The organism is Agrobacterium sp. CFBP 3001 (genome assembly GCF_027871605.1).
GTDB lineage: Bacteria > Pseudomonadota > Alphaproteobacteria > Rhizobiales > Rhizobiaceae > Agrobacterium > Agrobacterium leguminum.
Genome location: NZ_JAQAHD010000014.1, coordinates 79735 through 94217, shown reverse-complemented (window position 1 = coordinate 94217; position 14483 = coordinate 79735). Strand labels below are relative to the sequence as shown.

Below are 14483 nucleotides of genomic sequence, written 5' to 3'. Positions count from 1 at the left end.
GGAGGCTTTGGATCACCATGCTTGAATTGCGAAACGTCTCTAAGATGGTTGGCGGTGAATATCATATTCACCCGACCGATCTGACGTTGCACCGCGGAAGCCTGAACGTCCTTCTTGGACCGACACTTTCGGGCAAGACGACGCTGATGCGGCTGATGGCCGGGCTGGACAAGCCGAGCGCGGGCTCGATCTTTTTCAATGGCGAAGATGTGACGGGGTGGCCGGTGCAGAAGCGCAACGTCGCCATGGTCTATCAGCAGTTCATCAACTATCCGGCGCTCAGCGTTTACGAAAACATCGCCTCGCCGATGCGCGTTGCCGGCAAGGACCAGGCGACCATCGACAGGGAAGTGAGGAAAGCCGCCGAGCTTCTGAAGCTGACGCCCTATCTCGACCGCACGCCGCTCAATCTTTCCGGCGGCCAGCAGCAGCGCACAGCACTCGCCCGCGCCATCGTCAAGAACGCCAATCTGGTGCTGCTCGATGAGCCGCTGGCCAATCTCGATTACAAGCTGCGCGAAGAGTTGCGCGAGGAACTGCCGCGCATTTTCGCCGAATCCGGCGCCATCTTCGTTTATGCCACGACCGAACCTTCCGAGGCGCTGCTTTTGGGCGGCAATACCGCAACGCTCAACGAGGGCAGGGTAACGCAGTTCAGCCGTACCATCGAGGTTTACCGGCGTCCGGTGGATATCGTCACCGCGGAAATTTTTGCAGACCCGCCGCTCAACACCATCGAGGTCATCAAGGCGGGCGGTGCATTCACCCGTGCCGACCAGGCGGTGATTGCGGTGCCGGCGCATCTTGCCGCCGTGCCGGATGGACCTTTGACCATTGCGTTCCAACCGCATCATCTTTTCCCGCAGGCGAAGGGCGAGGCCCGGCAGTCGATCCGGGCGCGGACGCTGATTTCGGAAATCGCCGGATCGGAAAGCTTCGTGCATGTGGAATTTTCGGGCCGGCGCTGGGTCATGCTCGCGCATGGCATTCACGACATCGAGCCGGACAGGGACATAGAGCTGTTTCTCGATACAAAACACCTGATGGCCTTTGACGCGAATGGCCGCGCCATCGGCGAAGCGGCTTGAGGGAGATCGGTCATGGCACGCATCACGCTCGATCACATCCGCCACGCCTATAACGCAAAGGCGCAGGCTGCCGGCGACTATGCGCTGAAGGAAGTCCATCATGAATGGGAGGACGGCGGCGCCTATGCTCTGCTCGGCCCTTCCGGCTGCGGCAAAACCACGCTGCTCAACATCATTTCCGGGCTGCTGCGCCCCTCCGAAGGCCGCATCGCCTTTGACGGAACCGACGTGACGGATTTCGCCACGGAAGACCGCAATATCGCGCAGGTATTCCAGTTCCCGGTCGTCTACGACACGATGACGGTCTATGACAATCTGGCCTTTCCGCTGCGCAACCGGCATGTGCCGGAGGCCGAGGTGGACCGTCGGGTGCGGGAAATCCTCGAAATGACCGATCTTTCCGGCATGGCCAAACGCCATGCGCGTGGTCTGACGGCGGATCAGAAACAGAAGATCTCGCTGGCGCGCGGGCTGGTGCGGTCCGATGTCAACGCCATCCTCTTCGACGAGCCGCTGACGGTGATCGACCCGCATATGAAATGGGTGCTGCGCTCGCAGCTGAAACGCCTGCATCGCCAGTCCGGTTTCACCATGGTGTATGTCACCCATGACCAGACCGAAGCGCTGACCTTCGCCGATAAGGTTGTGGTCATGTATGACGGGCAGATCGTCCAGATCGGCACGCCGGCTGAGCTTTTCGAACGGCCGGGACATACCTTCGTCGGTTATTTCATCGGTTCGCCGGGCATGAATGTGCTGCCCGCCAGTATCGACGGCGCGACCGCAATGGTCGGCGGCCTTGGTGTGCCGCTCGCCGGTGCGCCAAAGGTTGACGGAGCGCAACGCATCGAGATCGGCATCCGCCCGGAATTCGTCCGGCTGGAACGGGGCGGCATGCCCATAGCTGTCGACAAGGTCGAGGATATCGGCCGGCAGAAGATCGTGCGCGCCCGGTTCGCCGGCCAGAAACTCGCGATCGTCGTTGCCGAAGACGAGGAAATCCCGGCGGAAGCGGGTGTTCGCTTCGATCCGGCCGCCATCGGCGTCTTCGCCAACTCGTGGCGTGTAAAGATGGGGGCCTGACCATGGAAAAGAGCTGGAACAACAAGGCATGGTTCATGGTGCTGCCGGTGCTGGTGCTGGTCGCCTTTTCCGCCGTCATTCCGCTGATGACCGTCGTGAATTATTCGGTGCAGGATACGTTCGGCAATAACCAGTTCTTCTGGGCTGGAACGCAATGGTTCGAGGAAATTCTGGCCTCGGACCGTTTCTGGGATGCGCTGGGGCGCAACCTGCTGTTCTCCGGCATCATCCTCGCGATTGAAATTCCGCTCGGCATTTTCATCGCACTCAAGATGCCGAAATCCGGCATTGGCGTGCCTGTTTGCCTCGTCACCATGGCACTGCCGCTGCTTGTGCCGTGGAATGTGGTCGGCACGATCTGGCAGGTTTTCGGGCGCAGCGATATCGGGCTACTCGGTTATTATGCCAATCAGCTTGGGCTCGACTACAACTATGTCAACGATCCCGTCGATGCATGGATCACCGTCGTTATCATGGATGTGTGGCACTGGACGAGCCTTGTCGTCCTTCTGTGTTATGCCAGCCTCGTTTCCATTCCGGATGCCTATTATCAGGCGGCAAGGATCGACGGCGCCTCGCGTTTCGCGGTGTTCCGGTTCATCCAGCTGCCGAAGATGAAGCGGGTGCTGCTGATCGCCTTCCTGCTGCGCTTCATGGACAGCTTCATGATCTATACCGAGCCTTTCGTCGTCACCGGCGGCGGCCCGGGCAATTCCACCACCTTCCTGTCCATCGATCTCGTGAAGATGGCGCTCGGCCAGTTCGACCTCGGGCCGGCGGCGGCCATGTCGCTGATCTACTTCCTCATCATTCTGCTGCTGTCCTGGGTGTTCTACACCGTCATGACCAGCCACGACGCGGAGACTTGAGACATGAGCGCCTCGAATGTCACCACAAGCGTGGAGCGCAACGGCATCGGCAGTTCGCCGGTGAGAGCCACTGCGACGGGACGATCCGGCCTTGCCGTCAATGCACGGCGTCGCCACCATGGGCCGTCGCGTTTTTCCTGGCTGGTGCCGACGATCTATATCCTGCTGCTGCTGGTTCCCATTTACTGGCTCGTCAATATGAGCTTCAAGACGAACACGGAAATCGTCTCCTCCATGACGCTTTATCCGCATCAGCCGACGTTGCAGAACTACCGGACGATCTTCACGGATTCATCCTGGTATTCGGGCTATATCAATTCGATCATCTATGTCGTCATGAACATGGTGATCTCGGTCGCGGTGGCGTTGCCGGCGGCTTACGCCTTCTCGCGTTATCGCTTTCTCGGCGACAAGCACCTGTTCTTCTGGCTTTTGACCAACCGCATGGCGCCGCCCGCCGTCTTCGCGCTGCCGTTCTTTCAGCTTTATTCGGCTTTTGGCCTGATCGATACGCATATCGCCGTGGCGCTGGCGCATTGCCTGTTCAACGTGCCGCTGGCGGTGTGGATTCTCGAAGGTTTCATGTCCGGCGTGCCGAAGGAAATCGACGAGACCGCTTATATTGACGGCTACTCCTTCCCGAAATTCTTCGTGAAAATCTTCATGCCGCTCATCGCTTCCGGCATCGGTGTCGCCTGCTTCTTCAGCTTCATGTTCTCGTGGGTCGAGCTTCTGATCGCCCGCACGCTGACGACGACGGACGCCAAGCCGATTGCCGCGACCATGACGCGCACCGTTTCCGCCGCCGGCATGGATTGGGGCCTGCTTGCCGCCGCCGGCGTTCTGACCCTGATCCCCGGCGCGCTGGTGATCTGGTTCGTGCGCAATTACATCGCCAAGGGCTTCGCGCTCGGGAGGGTTTGACCATGACGAAGATGCCCGATTTTACCTGGATGGCATGGACTTGGCAGACGGCGGCCTTTTTCGGCGCCATCGCCCTGCTGCTCGTCGGAATGTGGTTCTGGGAATATCTCTCGCCCGGCGGCAATCCCCGCTTCGGCCTCTTGCGCTTCGAGACCACGCGCGGCGACAGGCTGTTTATCTCGCTGCTCGGCAGCGCCTTCATTCATCTCGCATGGCTCGGGCTGGTCGGCCCGAACCTGTGGTGGGCTCTCGCTCTATCCTTGGTTTACGCCATCGGCGTTTTCCGATTTGTCTAGAGCAGGAAAACGGTGCGGCGGAGGAAAACCGCACCCGCAGACTTCATGCAATCGCAAACCCCTGGGAGGACTGATATGCGACGGCATCTGATGACGACGACGGCGGCTATGCTGCTGGCAATGACGGGTTCCGCTTTCGCCGGAATGGAGGAAGCAAAGCAGTTTCTGGACAAGGAAATCGGCGATCTTTCGTCGCTTTCGCGTGGCGATCAGGAAAAAGAGCTGCAATGGTTTGTCGATGCCGCGAAACCCTTCGCGGGCATGGAAATCAAGGTCGTTTCCGAATCTCTGACGACCCATGAATATGAATCCAAGGTTCTGGCTCCGGCCTTCACCGCGATTACCGGCATCAAGGTCACGCACGACCTGATCCAGGAAGGCGACGTCGTCGAAAAAATCCAGACCCAGATGCAGACCGGCCAGAACCTTTATGACGGCTGGGTCAACGACAGCGACCTTATCGGCACGCATTGGCGCTACCAGCAGGTGCGCAACCTGACCGACTTCATGGCCAATGAAGGCAAGGACGTCACCAATCCCGGCCTCGACCTCAAGGACTTCATCGGCAGCGCCTTTACGACGGCGCCGGACAAGAAGCTCTACCAGCTTCCCGACCAGCAGTTCGCGAACCTCTACTGGTTCCGTTACGACTGGTTCAACAACGAAAAGAACAAGGCCGATTTCAAGGCCAAATATGGTTATGACCTCGGCGTGCCGGTCAATTGGTCGGCCTATGAGGATATTGCCGAATTCTTCACCGGCCGCGATGTCGACGGCAAGAAGGTCTTCGGTCATATGGATTACGGCAAGAAGGACCCCTCGCTCGGCTGGCGCTTCACCGATGCCTGGCTCTCCATGGCCGGCAACGGCGACAAGGGCCTGCCGAACGGTTTGCCGGTCGATGAATGGGGCATCAAGGTCAACGACAAGTCACAGCCGGTCGGCTCCTGCGTGGCGCGCGGCGGCGATACCAACGGTCCGGCTTCGGTCTATTCCATCGAGAAATACCTCGAATGGCTGAAGAAATATGCGCCGCCGGAAGCGCAGGGCATGACCTTCTCCGAATCCGGTCCGGTGCCGGCGCAGGGCAACATCGCCCAGCAGATCTTCTGGTACACGGCGTTTACCGCCGATATGGCCAAGCCCGGCCTGCCTGTCGTGAACGAGGACGGTTCGCCGAAATGGCGCGTCGCACCTTCGCCGCATGGCGTCTACTGGAAGGACGGCATGAAGCTCGGTTATCAGGACGTGGGTTCGTGGACGCTGATGAAATCCACCCCCGACGACCGTGCCAAGGCCGCCTGGCTCTATGCGCAGTTCGTGACCTCCAAGACCGTGGATGTGAAGAAGAGCCATGTGGGCCTGACCTTCATTCGCGACACCACCATCCACCACAAGAGCTTCACGGATCGGGCATCCAAACTCGGCGGTCTCATCGAGTTCTATCGTTCGCCAGCCCGCGTGCAGTGGTCGCCGACCGGCACCAACGTTCCGGATTATCCGAAGCTGGCGCAGCTTTGGTGGCAGGCGATCGGCGATGCTTCGTCGGGTGCGAAAACCGCGCAAGCGGCGATGGACTCTCTCTGCGCCGAGCAGGAAAAGGTCATGAGCCGTCTGGAACGCGCTGGCGTGCAGGGCGATATCGGCCCGAAACTGGCGGAAGAGCACGATATCGAATACTGGAACAAGGATGCCGTTTCGAAGGGCAATCTGGCGCCGCAGCTGAAGATTGCCAACGAAAAGGAAAAGCCGGTCACCGTCAATTACGACGAACTGGTCAAAAGCTGGCAGAAGTGATGTCTGCGTAAAATCTGAAACCGGGGCGGCTTGCCGCCCCGGTCATTGCGTCTGAAAGGGAGTAGCATGATGGGCGGTTATATTCTGGCGATCGATCAGGGAACGACATCGACACGGTCGATGGTCTTTGATCGCGACATGCGGGTCATCGGTGTCGGACAGCGAGAATTTCCGCAGCATTTTCCGGCCTCCGGCTGGGTCGAACACGATGCCGAGGATATCTGGAAAAGCGTGCTCGAAACCATCCGGCTGGCGCTTGCCGATGCCGGCATCGCCGCCTCCGATATCGAGGCCATCGGCATTACCAACCAGCGCGAAACGACCGTGCTGTGGGACCGGAACACGGGCGAGGCCGTGCATCGGGCCGTGGTTTGGCAGGATCGCCGCGCTGCTCCCGTCTGCGAGGAGCTGAAAAGAAGGGGGCTGGAGCCGCTTTTTTCGAAAAAGACCGGTCTGCTGCTCGATCCCTATTTTTCCGGCACGAAGCTGAAATGGCTTCTCGATAGTGTCAGCGGCCTTCGCGAAAAAGCCGTCAAGGGCGAAATCTGCTTCGGCACGGTCGATAGTTTCCTGATCTACCGTCTCACCGGCGGCCGCCGCCATGTGACCGACGCCACCAATGCCTCGCGAACGCTGATCTACAATATCGAGGAAAATGCATGGGACGATGAACTCCTGTCGATCCTCGATATCCCCCGCGCCATGCTGCCGGAGGTGCTGGATTGCGCCGCCGATTTCGGCGTGACGGATAAATCGCTTCTGGGCGCGGAAATTCCGATCCTTGGCGTCGCCGGCGACCAGCAGGCAGCCGTGATCGGCAATGCCTGCTTCGAGCCGGGCATGATGAAATCCACCTACGGCACGGGCTGCTTTGCATTGCTCAACACCGGCACGGATCGCGTCGCCTCCACCAACCGGCTGCTGACGACCATCGCTTACCGTCTCGACGGCGTCACCACCTATGCGCTGGAAGGCTCCATCTTCATTGCCGGTGCCGCCGTGCAATGGCTGCGCGATGAGCTTGGTTTCATCTCGGTCGCTTCCGAGGTCAGCGCGCTTGCGGAAAAGGCCGACGCCAATCAGCGTGTTTATCTGGTTCCGGCCTTCACCGGCCTTGGTGCACCCTACTGGGACGCGGAGGCGCGTGGCGCTATTTTCGGGCTGACGCGTGGCACCGGTCCGGCGGAATTCGCCCGCGCGGCGCTGGAAAGCGTCGCCTATCAGACCTTCGATCTGCTGGACGCCATGCGCAAGGACTGGGCGGGTGACAATGGCAAGACGGTGCTCCGGGTCGATGGTGGCATGGTCGCTTCCGATTGGACCATGCAACGGCTGGCGGATATTCTTGCGGCACCCGTCGACCGGCCGGTCTTCCTGGAAACGACCATTCTCGGAGCGGCCTGGCTTGCCGCCTCACGCGCCGGCATCTGGCCGGATCGCAAGGCCTTTGCTGAACATTGGCGGCGTGACCGCCGTTTCAGCCCCGCAATGGAAGAGGCTAAACGGAAAGACGCCATTGCCGGCTGGCGTGACAGTGTCGGCCGCTGCCTGTCGCGGCGGGAGAATTGAACAGGCTATACGAAACTGCCGGGTGCGATGCTCTTGCTGGAAACGAGATCGGAAAGGGCGCGCACCAGCTTCGCATCCGCGCCCTTGCTCGGCTGAAGCACAAATTCCACGTCCTCCAGCGGTGGTAGCACGCCTGCGGCAATCTCCTTCAGACCTGCCGGCGCCATGCTGCGCGGCTGCACCAGAATGCCCATGCCCGCTCTTGCCGCAGCGGTCAGTCCGCTGAGACTGCCGCAGGTGCAGACGATCCGCCAGGCGAGGCCGGCCCGGTCTAGCGCCTCCTGCGCCGCCTTTCGGGTGATGCTCGGCGGCGGAAAGGCAATCAGGGGCAGGGCGTCCGGCTGGTTCAGCATTCGCTCCGGGTCGCGCGCTAGCCACACGAGCGGTTCGCGGTAGAGAAAGTGCCCGAGCTTGTCGCCGAGACGGCGTTTGGCAAGCACCACATCCAGTTCGCCATTGTCCTGCATCTGGTAAAGCACGCCGCTCAGCGAAACCGTCAGTTCCAGATCGACGAGGGGATAAAGCCGGATGAACTCTTCCAGAATGGCGGTCAGCCGGCTGGCGACGAAATCTTCCGAAACGCCAAGCCTCAGCCGTCCGCGCAGACGGTTCTCGCTGAATAGCGATGACACCTTGCTGTCGATTTCCAGCATGTTGCGGGCGTAACCCAGCAGCGCCTCACCTTCGCCCGTCAGTTTCACCTGATGGGTGCTGCGGGCAATCAGCCGGCGGCCAAGTACGGCCTCAAGCCTTTGAATATGCTGGCTGACAGTGGACTGGCCAATCCCCAGCCGTTCGGCCGCCAGCGTGAAGCTGCCGGTCTGCTGAAGCATCACGAAGCTGGCAAGATGTTGAAGGTTCAGCATTATCCTGAATCGCGATAACTGTTAATCTTTGCATCGGAATTCATGATGAGCGATAGTAGCGCGCGTTTCAAGCAAAACCGATGCCGGAAAGATCTCCCATGACCCGCTTCCTACCTGATCGCTTCACCATGATGCTGGTGGCCACCGTGATTTTGGCCTCCATTTTGCCGATCAGCGGTGAGCCGGCGGAGTACTTCGGGCTGGCGACAAAACTCGCGATCGCTTTGTTGTTCTTCCTCCACGGCGCGCGGCTTTCCCGGGATGTGGTGATTGCCGGTATCCTGCACTGGCGCCTGCATCTGGCGATCCTTCTCGTGACCTTCGGCCTGTTCCCGCTGCTCGGTGTGGCAATCGGCTTCATTCCCGAGAATATTCTGCCTGCGCCGCTTTATATGGGCGTGTTGTTCCTCTGCGTCCTGCCATCCACCGTGCAGTCCTCCATTGCCTTCACCTCCATGGCGGGCGGAAACGTGCCGGCTGCGATCTGTTCGGCCTCCGCTTCGAATATTTTCGGCATGTTCCTGACCCCGCTGCTGGTCGGTCTGCTGTTTACGGTGGGGGGCCATGGCGGTGGATTTTCGCTGGATGCGTTCCTGCAGATCTTCCTGCAGCTGCTTTTGCCCTTCATCGTCGGTCAGGTGCTGCAGCCGTGGATCGGCGACTGGATCAGGGCGCGCAAGAAACTGCTGGCTCCGGTCGATCGCGGCTCCATCTTGATGGTCGTTTATCTCGCTTTTTCCGATGCGGTCATCGAAGGCATCTGGCACACGTTTTCGCTCAGGGATATCGGTGTGGTCATCGTCATCAATATCCTGCTGCTGGCGCTTGTCCTGTGTGTGACGATGTTCGGCAGCCGTTTGCTGGGTTTCGATAAGGCCGATGAAATCACCATCACCTTCTGCGGCTCGAAAAAGAGCCTCGCCAGTGGCGTGCCCATGGCGGGCGCGATTTTCGCCGGCCAAAGCATTGGTGCAATCGTCCTGCCGATTATGCTTTTCCACCAGATCCAGCTGATGGTCTGCGCGGTGCTGGCCCAACGTTATGCCAGAAAGGCCCATGAAAAAGCGGCCATATCGGAAGCCGCTGCCGCAGAAGGTGCGGTAGTCTCCACCCGCTGAAGAACGAATTTTCATCAAACAAAAACGGCCCCTTTACGGGGCCGTTCGTTTGAGGTCCGGATCGGTTTAGTTGACCTGAGCCGGCGAAATCTGGGCTTCGATGGTCTTCGGCGCATCGGCGCTGTCGGACGAGATCGCAATGCGGCGCGGTTTCATGGCTTCGGGAATATTGCGGACGAGATCGATGTGGAGCAGGCCGTTCTTCAGGGAAGCGGTCTGGACCTCGACATGGTCGGCAAGCTGGAAGCGGCGCTCGAAAGCGCGGGTGGCAATGCCGCGATACAGGAACTCACCTTCGGATGACTTCTCATCTGCGGCCTTCTCGGCCTTCACCGTCAGCGTATTCGCACGGGATTCGATGCTGAGTTCAGTTTCATCGAAACCGGCAACGGCCATGGTGATGCGATAGGTGTTTTCGCCGGTCCGCTCGATATTGTAGGGCGGATAGGACTGGGCCTGTTCGGGCTGGCCGAGGCCGTCAAGCATCGAAAAAAGACGGTCGAAGCCGACGGTGGAACGATAGAGGGGGGAAAAATCAACGTGACGCATGGTGTCCTCCTTAAGAAGCGACTGTTTGCGGTTAAGCCCGGCGTCCCGTTCTGGCAACGGCCGGACATGTGGCGCGGTCCCGTTCTGGCGACCGCATGAATGAGATGGGAATGGCCTGCCGCTGCGTCAAGGGGGCGTGAAAAGGCGAAAGAAACATGAACCATGGCTGAACGTCAGGTTCCGGCATCGTTCAGTTTGAGAGCCATAAAACATCGGTCATCGGAGACATTCTCCGTGGACAGAAGCAATAACGTCCCTTCTTCTTCTGTCTTATTCGCCGGAACCGCGACTGCTTTAACCGACGGTTCCGGCAATTTTTTCTTTGACCTTCCCGCGCCGCCGACCTATCCCGAAAAGGCAGAAAAGCCGGAAAAGACCGATGATCGAAGCCACATTGCGCGCCAGCGAAGACAACCCGGTTCCCGGCAACCATACCGTCGGTTATTTTACCGGCGATCGCGGCAAACAGCTTCGCTACGCGATCTTTCGCGCCAGCCGCCAGGTGGCTCGCGGAACCGTGGTTCTGCTGCATGGCAGGAACGAATGTATCGAGAAATATTTCGAAACGGTCGGCGATCTCACCGCCATGGGTTTCTGGGTTGCGACCTTCGATACGCGCGGGCAGGGCGGTTCCGAAAGATTGCTGAAAAAACCGGGTGCCGGGCATGTGCGGCGGTTCTCCGACTATCAGCGTGATATCGGCCTTTTTCTCGAACAGGTGGTGTTGCCGGATACGCGGCTGCCATTCTTCATGATCGCGCATTCCACCGGCGCGCTTGCAGCGCTTGCCGCCGCACCCGGCCTGTCGAACCGGATCGACCGTCTGGCGCTTTGTTCGCCTTTCATCGAGCTGGACAGCCAGCAATCCGTCCCCTCATCCGTCATTCGGGCGGTGGCGACGGCTCTAAGTCTCGTTGGCCTTGGGCGGGTGCAGCTCGGCAAGGATCAGCGCGAGCGGGATTTCGACGGTAATCCGCTCACCTCGGACCCCAGACGTTTTAAAAGAAATCTCTCGCTGCACAGGCAGTTTCCGGAACTTTTCATCGGTGCGCCGACGGCGCGCTGGGTGTATGAGGCGCTGAAGACCATGGGACGGGTGGTCCGTCAGGACCATCTGACGAATATCACCATTCCGACCCTTATTCTGGCGCCGATGCTGGATACCATCACGCCCTATAAGGCGCAGGAGGAACTCTCACGCAATTTCCGGGCAGCGCAGCTTCTTCCTATCACCGGTGCGCGCCACGAACTGCTGCATGAGCGTGACGTTTTCCGCAAACAGGCGCTGGCGGCCATCGACGCGTTTTTCGCGCCGGAATGATGGCCGCTTAACCGGGCTGCCTCAGAGTTTTGAGAGAATGGCGAGCGCCTGTTCGTGCACCGCCTTTGAGCCGGCTGCGAGAATGCGGCCGCCATTTTCCGGACGCCCGCCATCCCAGGTCGTCATGATGCCGCCGGCCTGCTCGATGACAGGGATCAACGCGCCGACATCATAGGGCTTCAGGCCGGATTCGATCACCAGATCGACGTGGCCGGCTGCAAGCAGGCAATAGGCGTAACAATCCACGCCGTAGCGGAAAAGGCGAACCTGATCCTGTACCTTTTCATAGAAGGGCTTTTCTTCCGCAGTGAAGATATGCGGGGTAGTGGTGAACAGCACCGCATCCGACAAAGACGCGCAATCACGCGTCCGGAGTTTCTTTTCGCCGTCGGGTCCGAAATACCAGGCTGTCTCGCCATCGGCGAAATAGCGCTCTTTCGTGAAAGGCTGGTCCATGATGCCCATGGAGGCGCGTCCGGCCGACTGGAAACCGATCAGCGTGCCCCAGACCGGCACGCCGGAAATGAAGGCGCGGGTGCCATCGATCGGGTCGATGACCCAGATATGCTCGCGGTCGAGACCGATATTGCCGTGTTCTTCGCCCAGAATGCCATGCTGTGGAAACCGGGCCTCGATCAGGGCGCGAATGGCTGTTTCTGCGGCCTGATCGCCTTCCGTCACCGGATCGTAGCCGCCATCCTCTTTATTGGCGACGGCAATGCCCGTGCGGAAGCGGGGAAGCGTTTCAGCGCTGGCGGCATCGGCAAGTTTGAAGAAGAAATCCCGGTCGGGCAGCATGCGAAACCTCATTGCCTGAATATTGGGTCTGAATTCTATTGCGGCAATGCATAGACCGGAATCGCATCCGCCGTCCACTCATACGAATGAAGGCGCCGGTGTTTCCATATTTTCAGCATAAGCCTAAAAAATATGCATAAAATAAAATGATTGACAATTGTGCAATTACTGCGTAGCGTGATCCTACAGTCTTTGACTGTAAATACCCTCCTTGGGTGTTTCCTCCCTAGACTTGACCGCGCCAAGGCGCGGTTTTTTTTGTCCGGCGGGCTGCCAGACGATCCGGGATAAAAGATTGAGATAGCGGATGATTTGAACTGCTATTCAGCGGCGAGCGACGTTTCTATCGCGTATTCGGAAACGAAGGCGCCGAGCTGGCGCATGAAGATTTCAAGCGACGCCTGAATGGCAGGAAAATCGGCTTTTTTCAAAAGCGTCTTTTCATCCACGTAAAGCGCCCGGTTGACTTCGATCTGCAGCGCATGGAGAGAGCGGATGGGCCGGCCATAATGTTCGGTGATGAAGCCGCCGGCATAGGGTTTGTTGCAGACCGCGACGAACCCCAGTTCTTCAAGAAAATGCAGCGCGGCGCGGGAGACTTCCTGGGATGCGCTGGTGCCGTAGCGATCGCCGATGATTACATCCGGCCTCAGATTCGAGCCGGCAACGCGGATATTGCCCGGCATGGAATGGCAGTCGATCAGCACCGCCATTCCGAAATTGGCGTGGGTGCGAGACAGCAGGCGGCGCAGGCAGGCATGATAGGGCTTGTAGATCGTCTCGATCCGCGAAAGCGCCTCGTCGACCGGCAGCCGGTGGGCATAGATATCCATATTCTCGGCGACGATGCGCGGCACCGTTCCAAGACCGCCGGCGACCCGCATGGAGCCGATATTGGCATAAGGCGGAAGCGTGCCTTCGAACATGCGGGGATCGAGCTCGTAGGGCTCGCGATTGACGTCCAGATAGGCGCGCGGGAAATTCGCTTTGAGAAGCGGCGCGCCGATCTCCGGTGCCGCCGCGAACAGCTCGTCGACGAAATGATCTTCGGAGCGGCGAATCTCGTGCGAATCGAGCCTTGCCGATTCCAGGAAGGAGATGGGGTAGCAGCGGCCGCTATGGGGGGAATTATAGACGAATGGCAGGGTTTGAACGGCAGGTTCCGTTACTTCAAACAGCTCATATTCACCCGTTATCCAGTCCATTCAGGGTCATTTACCATGTCGCAAAACTATCAGGATGTTCATGTTGCCAGTTACGGCGCGGCAAGTCCATACTATCGCCCAATCAGCGCTATACCGATTCACGCGTTCACAGGATATTTACCGTGAAAATCCTATAATCGGGCTAGGGTATTCCAAACATTGAGTAGTTACGGTCACTTATGATGAATCAGAAAATTCTTCTCGCTGAAGACGACAACGATATGCGCCGCTTCCTCGTCAAGGCGCTGGAAAAAGCCGGTTACAAGGTTTCTTCCTTCGACAATGGCGCCAGCGCCTATGACCGGCTTCGCGAAGAGCCCTTTTCGCTTCTGCTGACCGATATCGTCATGCCCGAGATGGACGGCATCGAGCTTGCGCGGCGCGCGACCGAACTCGACCCGGACCTGAAAGTCATGTTCATTACCGGCTTTGCAGCCGTTGCGCTGAATGCCGATTCGAAGGCTCCGAAGGACGCCAAGGTGCTTTCCAAGCCGTTCCATCTGCGCGATCTGGTGGATGAGGTCAACAAACTCCTTGTGGCGTAAGGCCTCTCAAAAAACCTTCACAAAACCGAAAAAAAGCAGTTGACGCATGAACCGGTTTTGTGGTCTATCCGCCGCCACGGAGGGCGTGTAGCTCAGCGGGAGAGCACTACGTTGACATCGTAGGGGTCACAGGTTCAATCCCTGTCACGCCCACCATCCGAATTCTTAAGTATCAAGGCCTTGCGAGAGATCGCAGGGCCTTTTTACATAGTGGCCCCCAGCGAGTGACACTTGCGTCTGCCTTACCGTCTTCGATGCCACGCGGTTCGTAGATAAGGTTCGTATCGCGCAGGTCTTTCACGACAGAGCAACACCCGGGTTGCGATTTTCGCGCCGGGGGTATTCAGAACAGTTGTCCACAGTCCTGGCATTGAAAGAGCACCGACGAGGTCAAGGCTTCCCATCAACTCACAATTTATTGTTGTTGCGCTTCGGAGCAATATCGCCTTATTTGT

The 14483-nt window shown here is 59.0% G+C and carries 14 protein-coding genes and 1 tRNA gene; 11 read left to right on the top strand and 4 right to left on the bottom strand.

Annotated elements, in window-relative coordinates; genetic code table 11:
- The first annotated feature begins 17 nt into the window (after positions 1-17).
- The 7 genes from PH605_RS17725 to glpK all read left to right on the top strand — a co-directional run bounded on the left by PH605_RS17725 (position 18) and on the right by glpK (position 7626).
- The gene (locus tag PH605_RS17725) at positions 18-1088 is read left to right on the top strand and encodes an ABC transporter ATP-binding protein (RefSeq protein ID WP_142845574.1); all 1071 of its coding nucleotides are present in this window, start codon (positions 18-20) and stop codon (positions 1086-1088) included.
- Positions 1089-1100: 12 nt separating this feature from the next.
- Positions 1101-2171 (top strand): ABC transporter ATP-binding protein, encoded by a 1071-nt coding sequence (locus tag PH605_RS17720; RefSeq protein WP_142845573.1) that lies wholly within the window; start codon positions 1101-1103, stop codon positions 2169-2171.
- Between the two features lie 2 nt (positions 2172-2173).
- The gene (locus tag PH605_RS17715) at positions 2174-3040 is read left to right on the top strand and encodes a carbohydrate ABC transporter permease (RefSeq protein ID WP_065117167.1); all 867 of its coding nucleotides are present in this window, start codon (positions 2174-2176) and stop codon (positions 3038-3040) included.
- A gap of 3 nt (positions 3041-3043) precedes the next feature.
- A complete protein-coding gene (locus PH605_RS17710; RefSeq protein ID WP_035261093.1) occupies positions 3044-3964 on the top strand; it encodes a carbohydrate ABC transporter permease in 921 nt (306 codons plus the stop codon).
- Positions 3965-3966: 2 nt separating this feature from the next.
- Positions 3967-4260, top strand: a complete 294-nt coding sequence (locus tag PH605_RS17705) for a DUF2160 domain-containing protein (RefSeq protein ID WP_003519736.1) — start codon at positions 3967-3969, stop codon at positions 4258-4260.
- A gap of 75 nt (positions 4261-4335) precedes the next feature.
- Positions 4336-6057: an ABC transporter substrate-binding protein gene (locus tag PH605_RS17700; RefSeq protein ID WP_003519735.1), complete on the top strand. Its 1722-nt coding sequence runs from the start codon at positions 4336-4338 to the stop codon at positions 6055-6057.
- A gap of 69 nt (positions 6058-6126) precedes the next feature.
- Positions 6127-7626 carry a glycerol kinase GlpK gene (glpK, locus tag PH605_RS17695; RefSeq protein ID WP_142845572.1) on the top strand — a complete coding sequence of 500 codons (1500 nt, stop codon included), beginning with the start codon at positions 6127-6129 and terminating at the stop codon, positions 7624-7626.
- Positions 7627-7631: 5 nt separating this feature from the next.
- Here the strand turns inward: glpK and PH605_RS17690 are convergent, their stop codons facing one another.
- Positions 7632-8492 carry a LysR family transcriptional regulator gene (locus PH605_RS17690; RefSeq protein WP_142845571.1) on the bottom strand — a complete coding sequence of 287 codons (861 nt, stop codon included), beginning with the start codon at positions 8490-8492 and terminating at the stop codon, positions 7632-7634.
- Positions 8493-8590: 98 nt separating this feature from the next.
- On the opposite strand from PH605_RS17690, the gene PH605_RS17685 reads away from it, so the two are divergent.
- Positions 8591-9610 (top strand): bile acid:sodium symporter family protein, encoded by a 1020-nt coding sequence (locus PH605_RS17685; protein ID WP_078052179.1) that lies wholly within the window; start codon positions 8591-8593, stop codon positions 9608-9610.
- 66 nt (positions 9611-9676) lie between these two features.
- Here PH605_RS17685 and hspL read toward each other — a convergent pair whose 3' ends face one another.
- Positions 9677-10159 (bottom strand): heat shock protein HspL, encoded by a 483-nt coding sequence (gene hspL, locus PH605_RS17680; RefSeq protein WP_065656653.1) that lies wholly within the window; start codon positions 10157-10159, stop codon positions 9677-9679.
- A 379-nt stretch (positions 10160-10538) separates the two neighbouring features.
- On the opposite strand from hspL, the gene PH605_RS17675 reads away from it, so the two are divergent.
- Entirely contained in the window at positions 10539-11480 is a 942-nt protein-coding gene (locus PH605_RS17675; protein WP_078052178.1) for an alpha/beta fold hydrolase, read from the top strand.
- 21 nt (positions 11481-11501) lie between these two features.
- On the opposite strand, the gene hisN is transcribed toward PH605_RS17675, so the two are convergent.
- The gene (hisN, locus tag PH605_RS17670) at positions 11502-12278 is read right to left on the bottom strand and encodes a histidinol-phosphatase (RefSeq protein ID WP_065656651.1); all 777 of its coding nucleotides are present in this window, start codon (positions 12276-12278) and stop codon (positions 11502-11504) included.
- Between the two features lie 320 nt (positions 12279-12598).
- Positions 12599-13483, bottom strand: a complete 885-nt coding sequence (locus PH605_RS17665) for an N-formylglutamate amidohydrolase (RefSeq protein ID WP_003519728.1) — start codon at positions 13481-13483, stop codon at positions 12599-12601.
- Positions 13484-13665: 182 nt separating this feature from the next.
- On the opposite strand from PH605_RS17665, the gene cpdR reads away from it, so the two are divergent.
- Together cpdR and PH605_RS17655 are read left to right on the top strand one after the other, a co-directional pair.
- On the top strand, positions 13666-14028 hold the full coding sequence (gene cpdR, locus PH605_RS17660) for a cell cycle two-component system response regulator CpdR (protein ID WP_003497910.1): 363 nt from the start codon (positions 13666-13668) through the stop codon (positions 14026-14028).
- 81 nt (positions 14029-14109) lie between these two features.
- Positions 14110-14184: transfer RNA gene (locus PH605_RS17655), tRNA-Val, on the top strand.
- The last annotated feature ends 299 nt before the right edge of the window (positions 14185-14483 follow it).

What these genes read in the sequence shown, in the direction of transcription:
- PH605_RS17725 (WP_142845574.1), top strand. Translation starts at nt 18, where the DNA reads ATGCTTGAATTGCGAAACGTCTCTAAGATGGTTGGCGGTGAATATCAT.
- PH605_RS17720 (WP_142845573.1), top strand. Translation starts at nt 1,101, where the DNA reads ATGGCACGCATCACGCTCGATCACATCCGCCACGCCTATAACGCAAAG.
- PH605_RS17715 (WP_065117167.1), top strand. Translation starts at nt 2,174, where the DNA reads ATGGAAAAGAGCTGGAACAACAAGGCATGGTTCATGGTGCTGCCGGTG.
- PH605_RS17710 (WP_035261093.1), top strand. Translation starts at nt 3,044, where the DNA reads ATGAGCGCCTCGAATGTCACCACAAGCGTGGAGCGCAACGGCATCGGC.
- PH605_RS17705 (WP_003519736.1), top strand. Translation starts at nt 3,967, where the DNA reads ATGACGAAGATGCCCGATTTTACCTGGATGGCATGGACTTGGCAGACG.
- PH605_RS17700 (WP_003519735.1), top strand. Translation starts at nt 4,336, where the DNA reads ATGCGACGGCATCTGATGACGACGACGGCGGCTATGCTGCTGGCAATG.
- glpK (WP_142845572.1), top strand. Translation starts at nt 6,127, where the DNA reads ATGGGCGGTTATATTCTGGCGATCGATCAGGGAACGACATCGACACGG.
- PH605_RS17690 (WP_142845571.1), bottom strand. Translation starts at nt 8,492, where the DNA reads ATGCTGAACCTTCAACATCTTGCCAGCTTCGTGATGCTTCAGCAGACC.
- PH605_RS17685 (WP_078052179.1), top strand. Translation starts at nt 8,591, where the DNA reads ATGACCCGCTTCCTACCTGATCGCTTCACCATGATGCTGGTGGCCACC.
- hspL (WP_065656653.1), bottom strand. Translation starts at nt 10,159, where the DNA reads ATGCGTCACGTTGATTTTTCCCCCCTCTATCGTTCCACCGTCGGCTTC.
- PH605_RS17675 (WP_078052178.1), top strand. Translation starts at nt 10,539, where the DNA reads ATGATCGAAGCCACATTGCGCGCCAGCGAAGACAACCCGGTTCCCGGC.
- hisN (WP_065656651.1), bottom strand. Translation starts at nt 12,278, where the DNA reads ATGCTGCCCGACCGGGATTTCTTCTTCAAACTTGCCGATGCCGCCAGC.
- PH605_RS17665 (WP_003519728.1), bottom strand. Translation starts at nt 13,483, where the DNA reads ATGGACTGGATAACGGGTGAATATGAGCTGTTTGAAGTAACGGAACCT.
- cpdR (WP_003497910.1), top strand. Translation starts at nt 13,666, where the DNA reads ATGAATCAGAAAATTCTTCTCGCTGAAGACGACAACGATATGCGCCGC.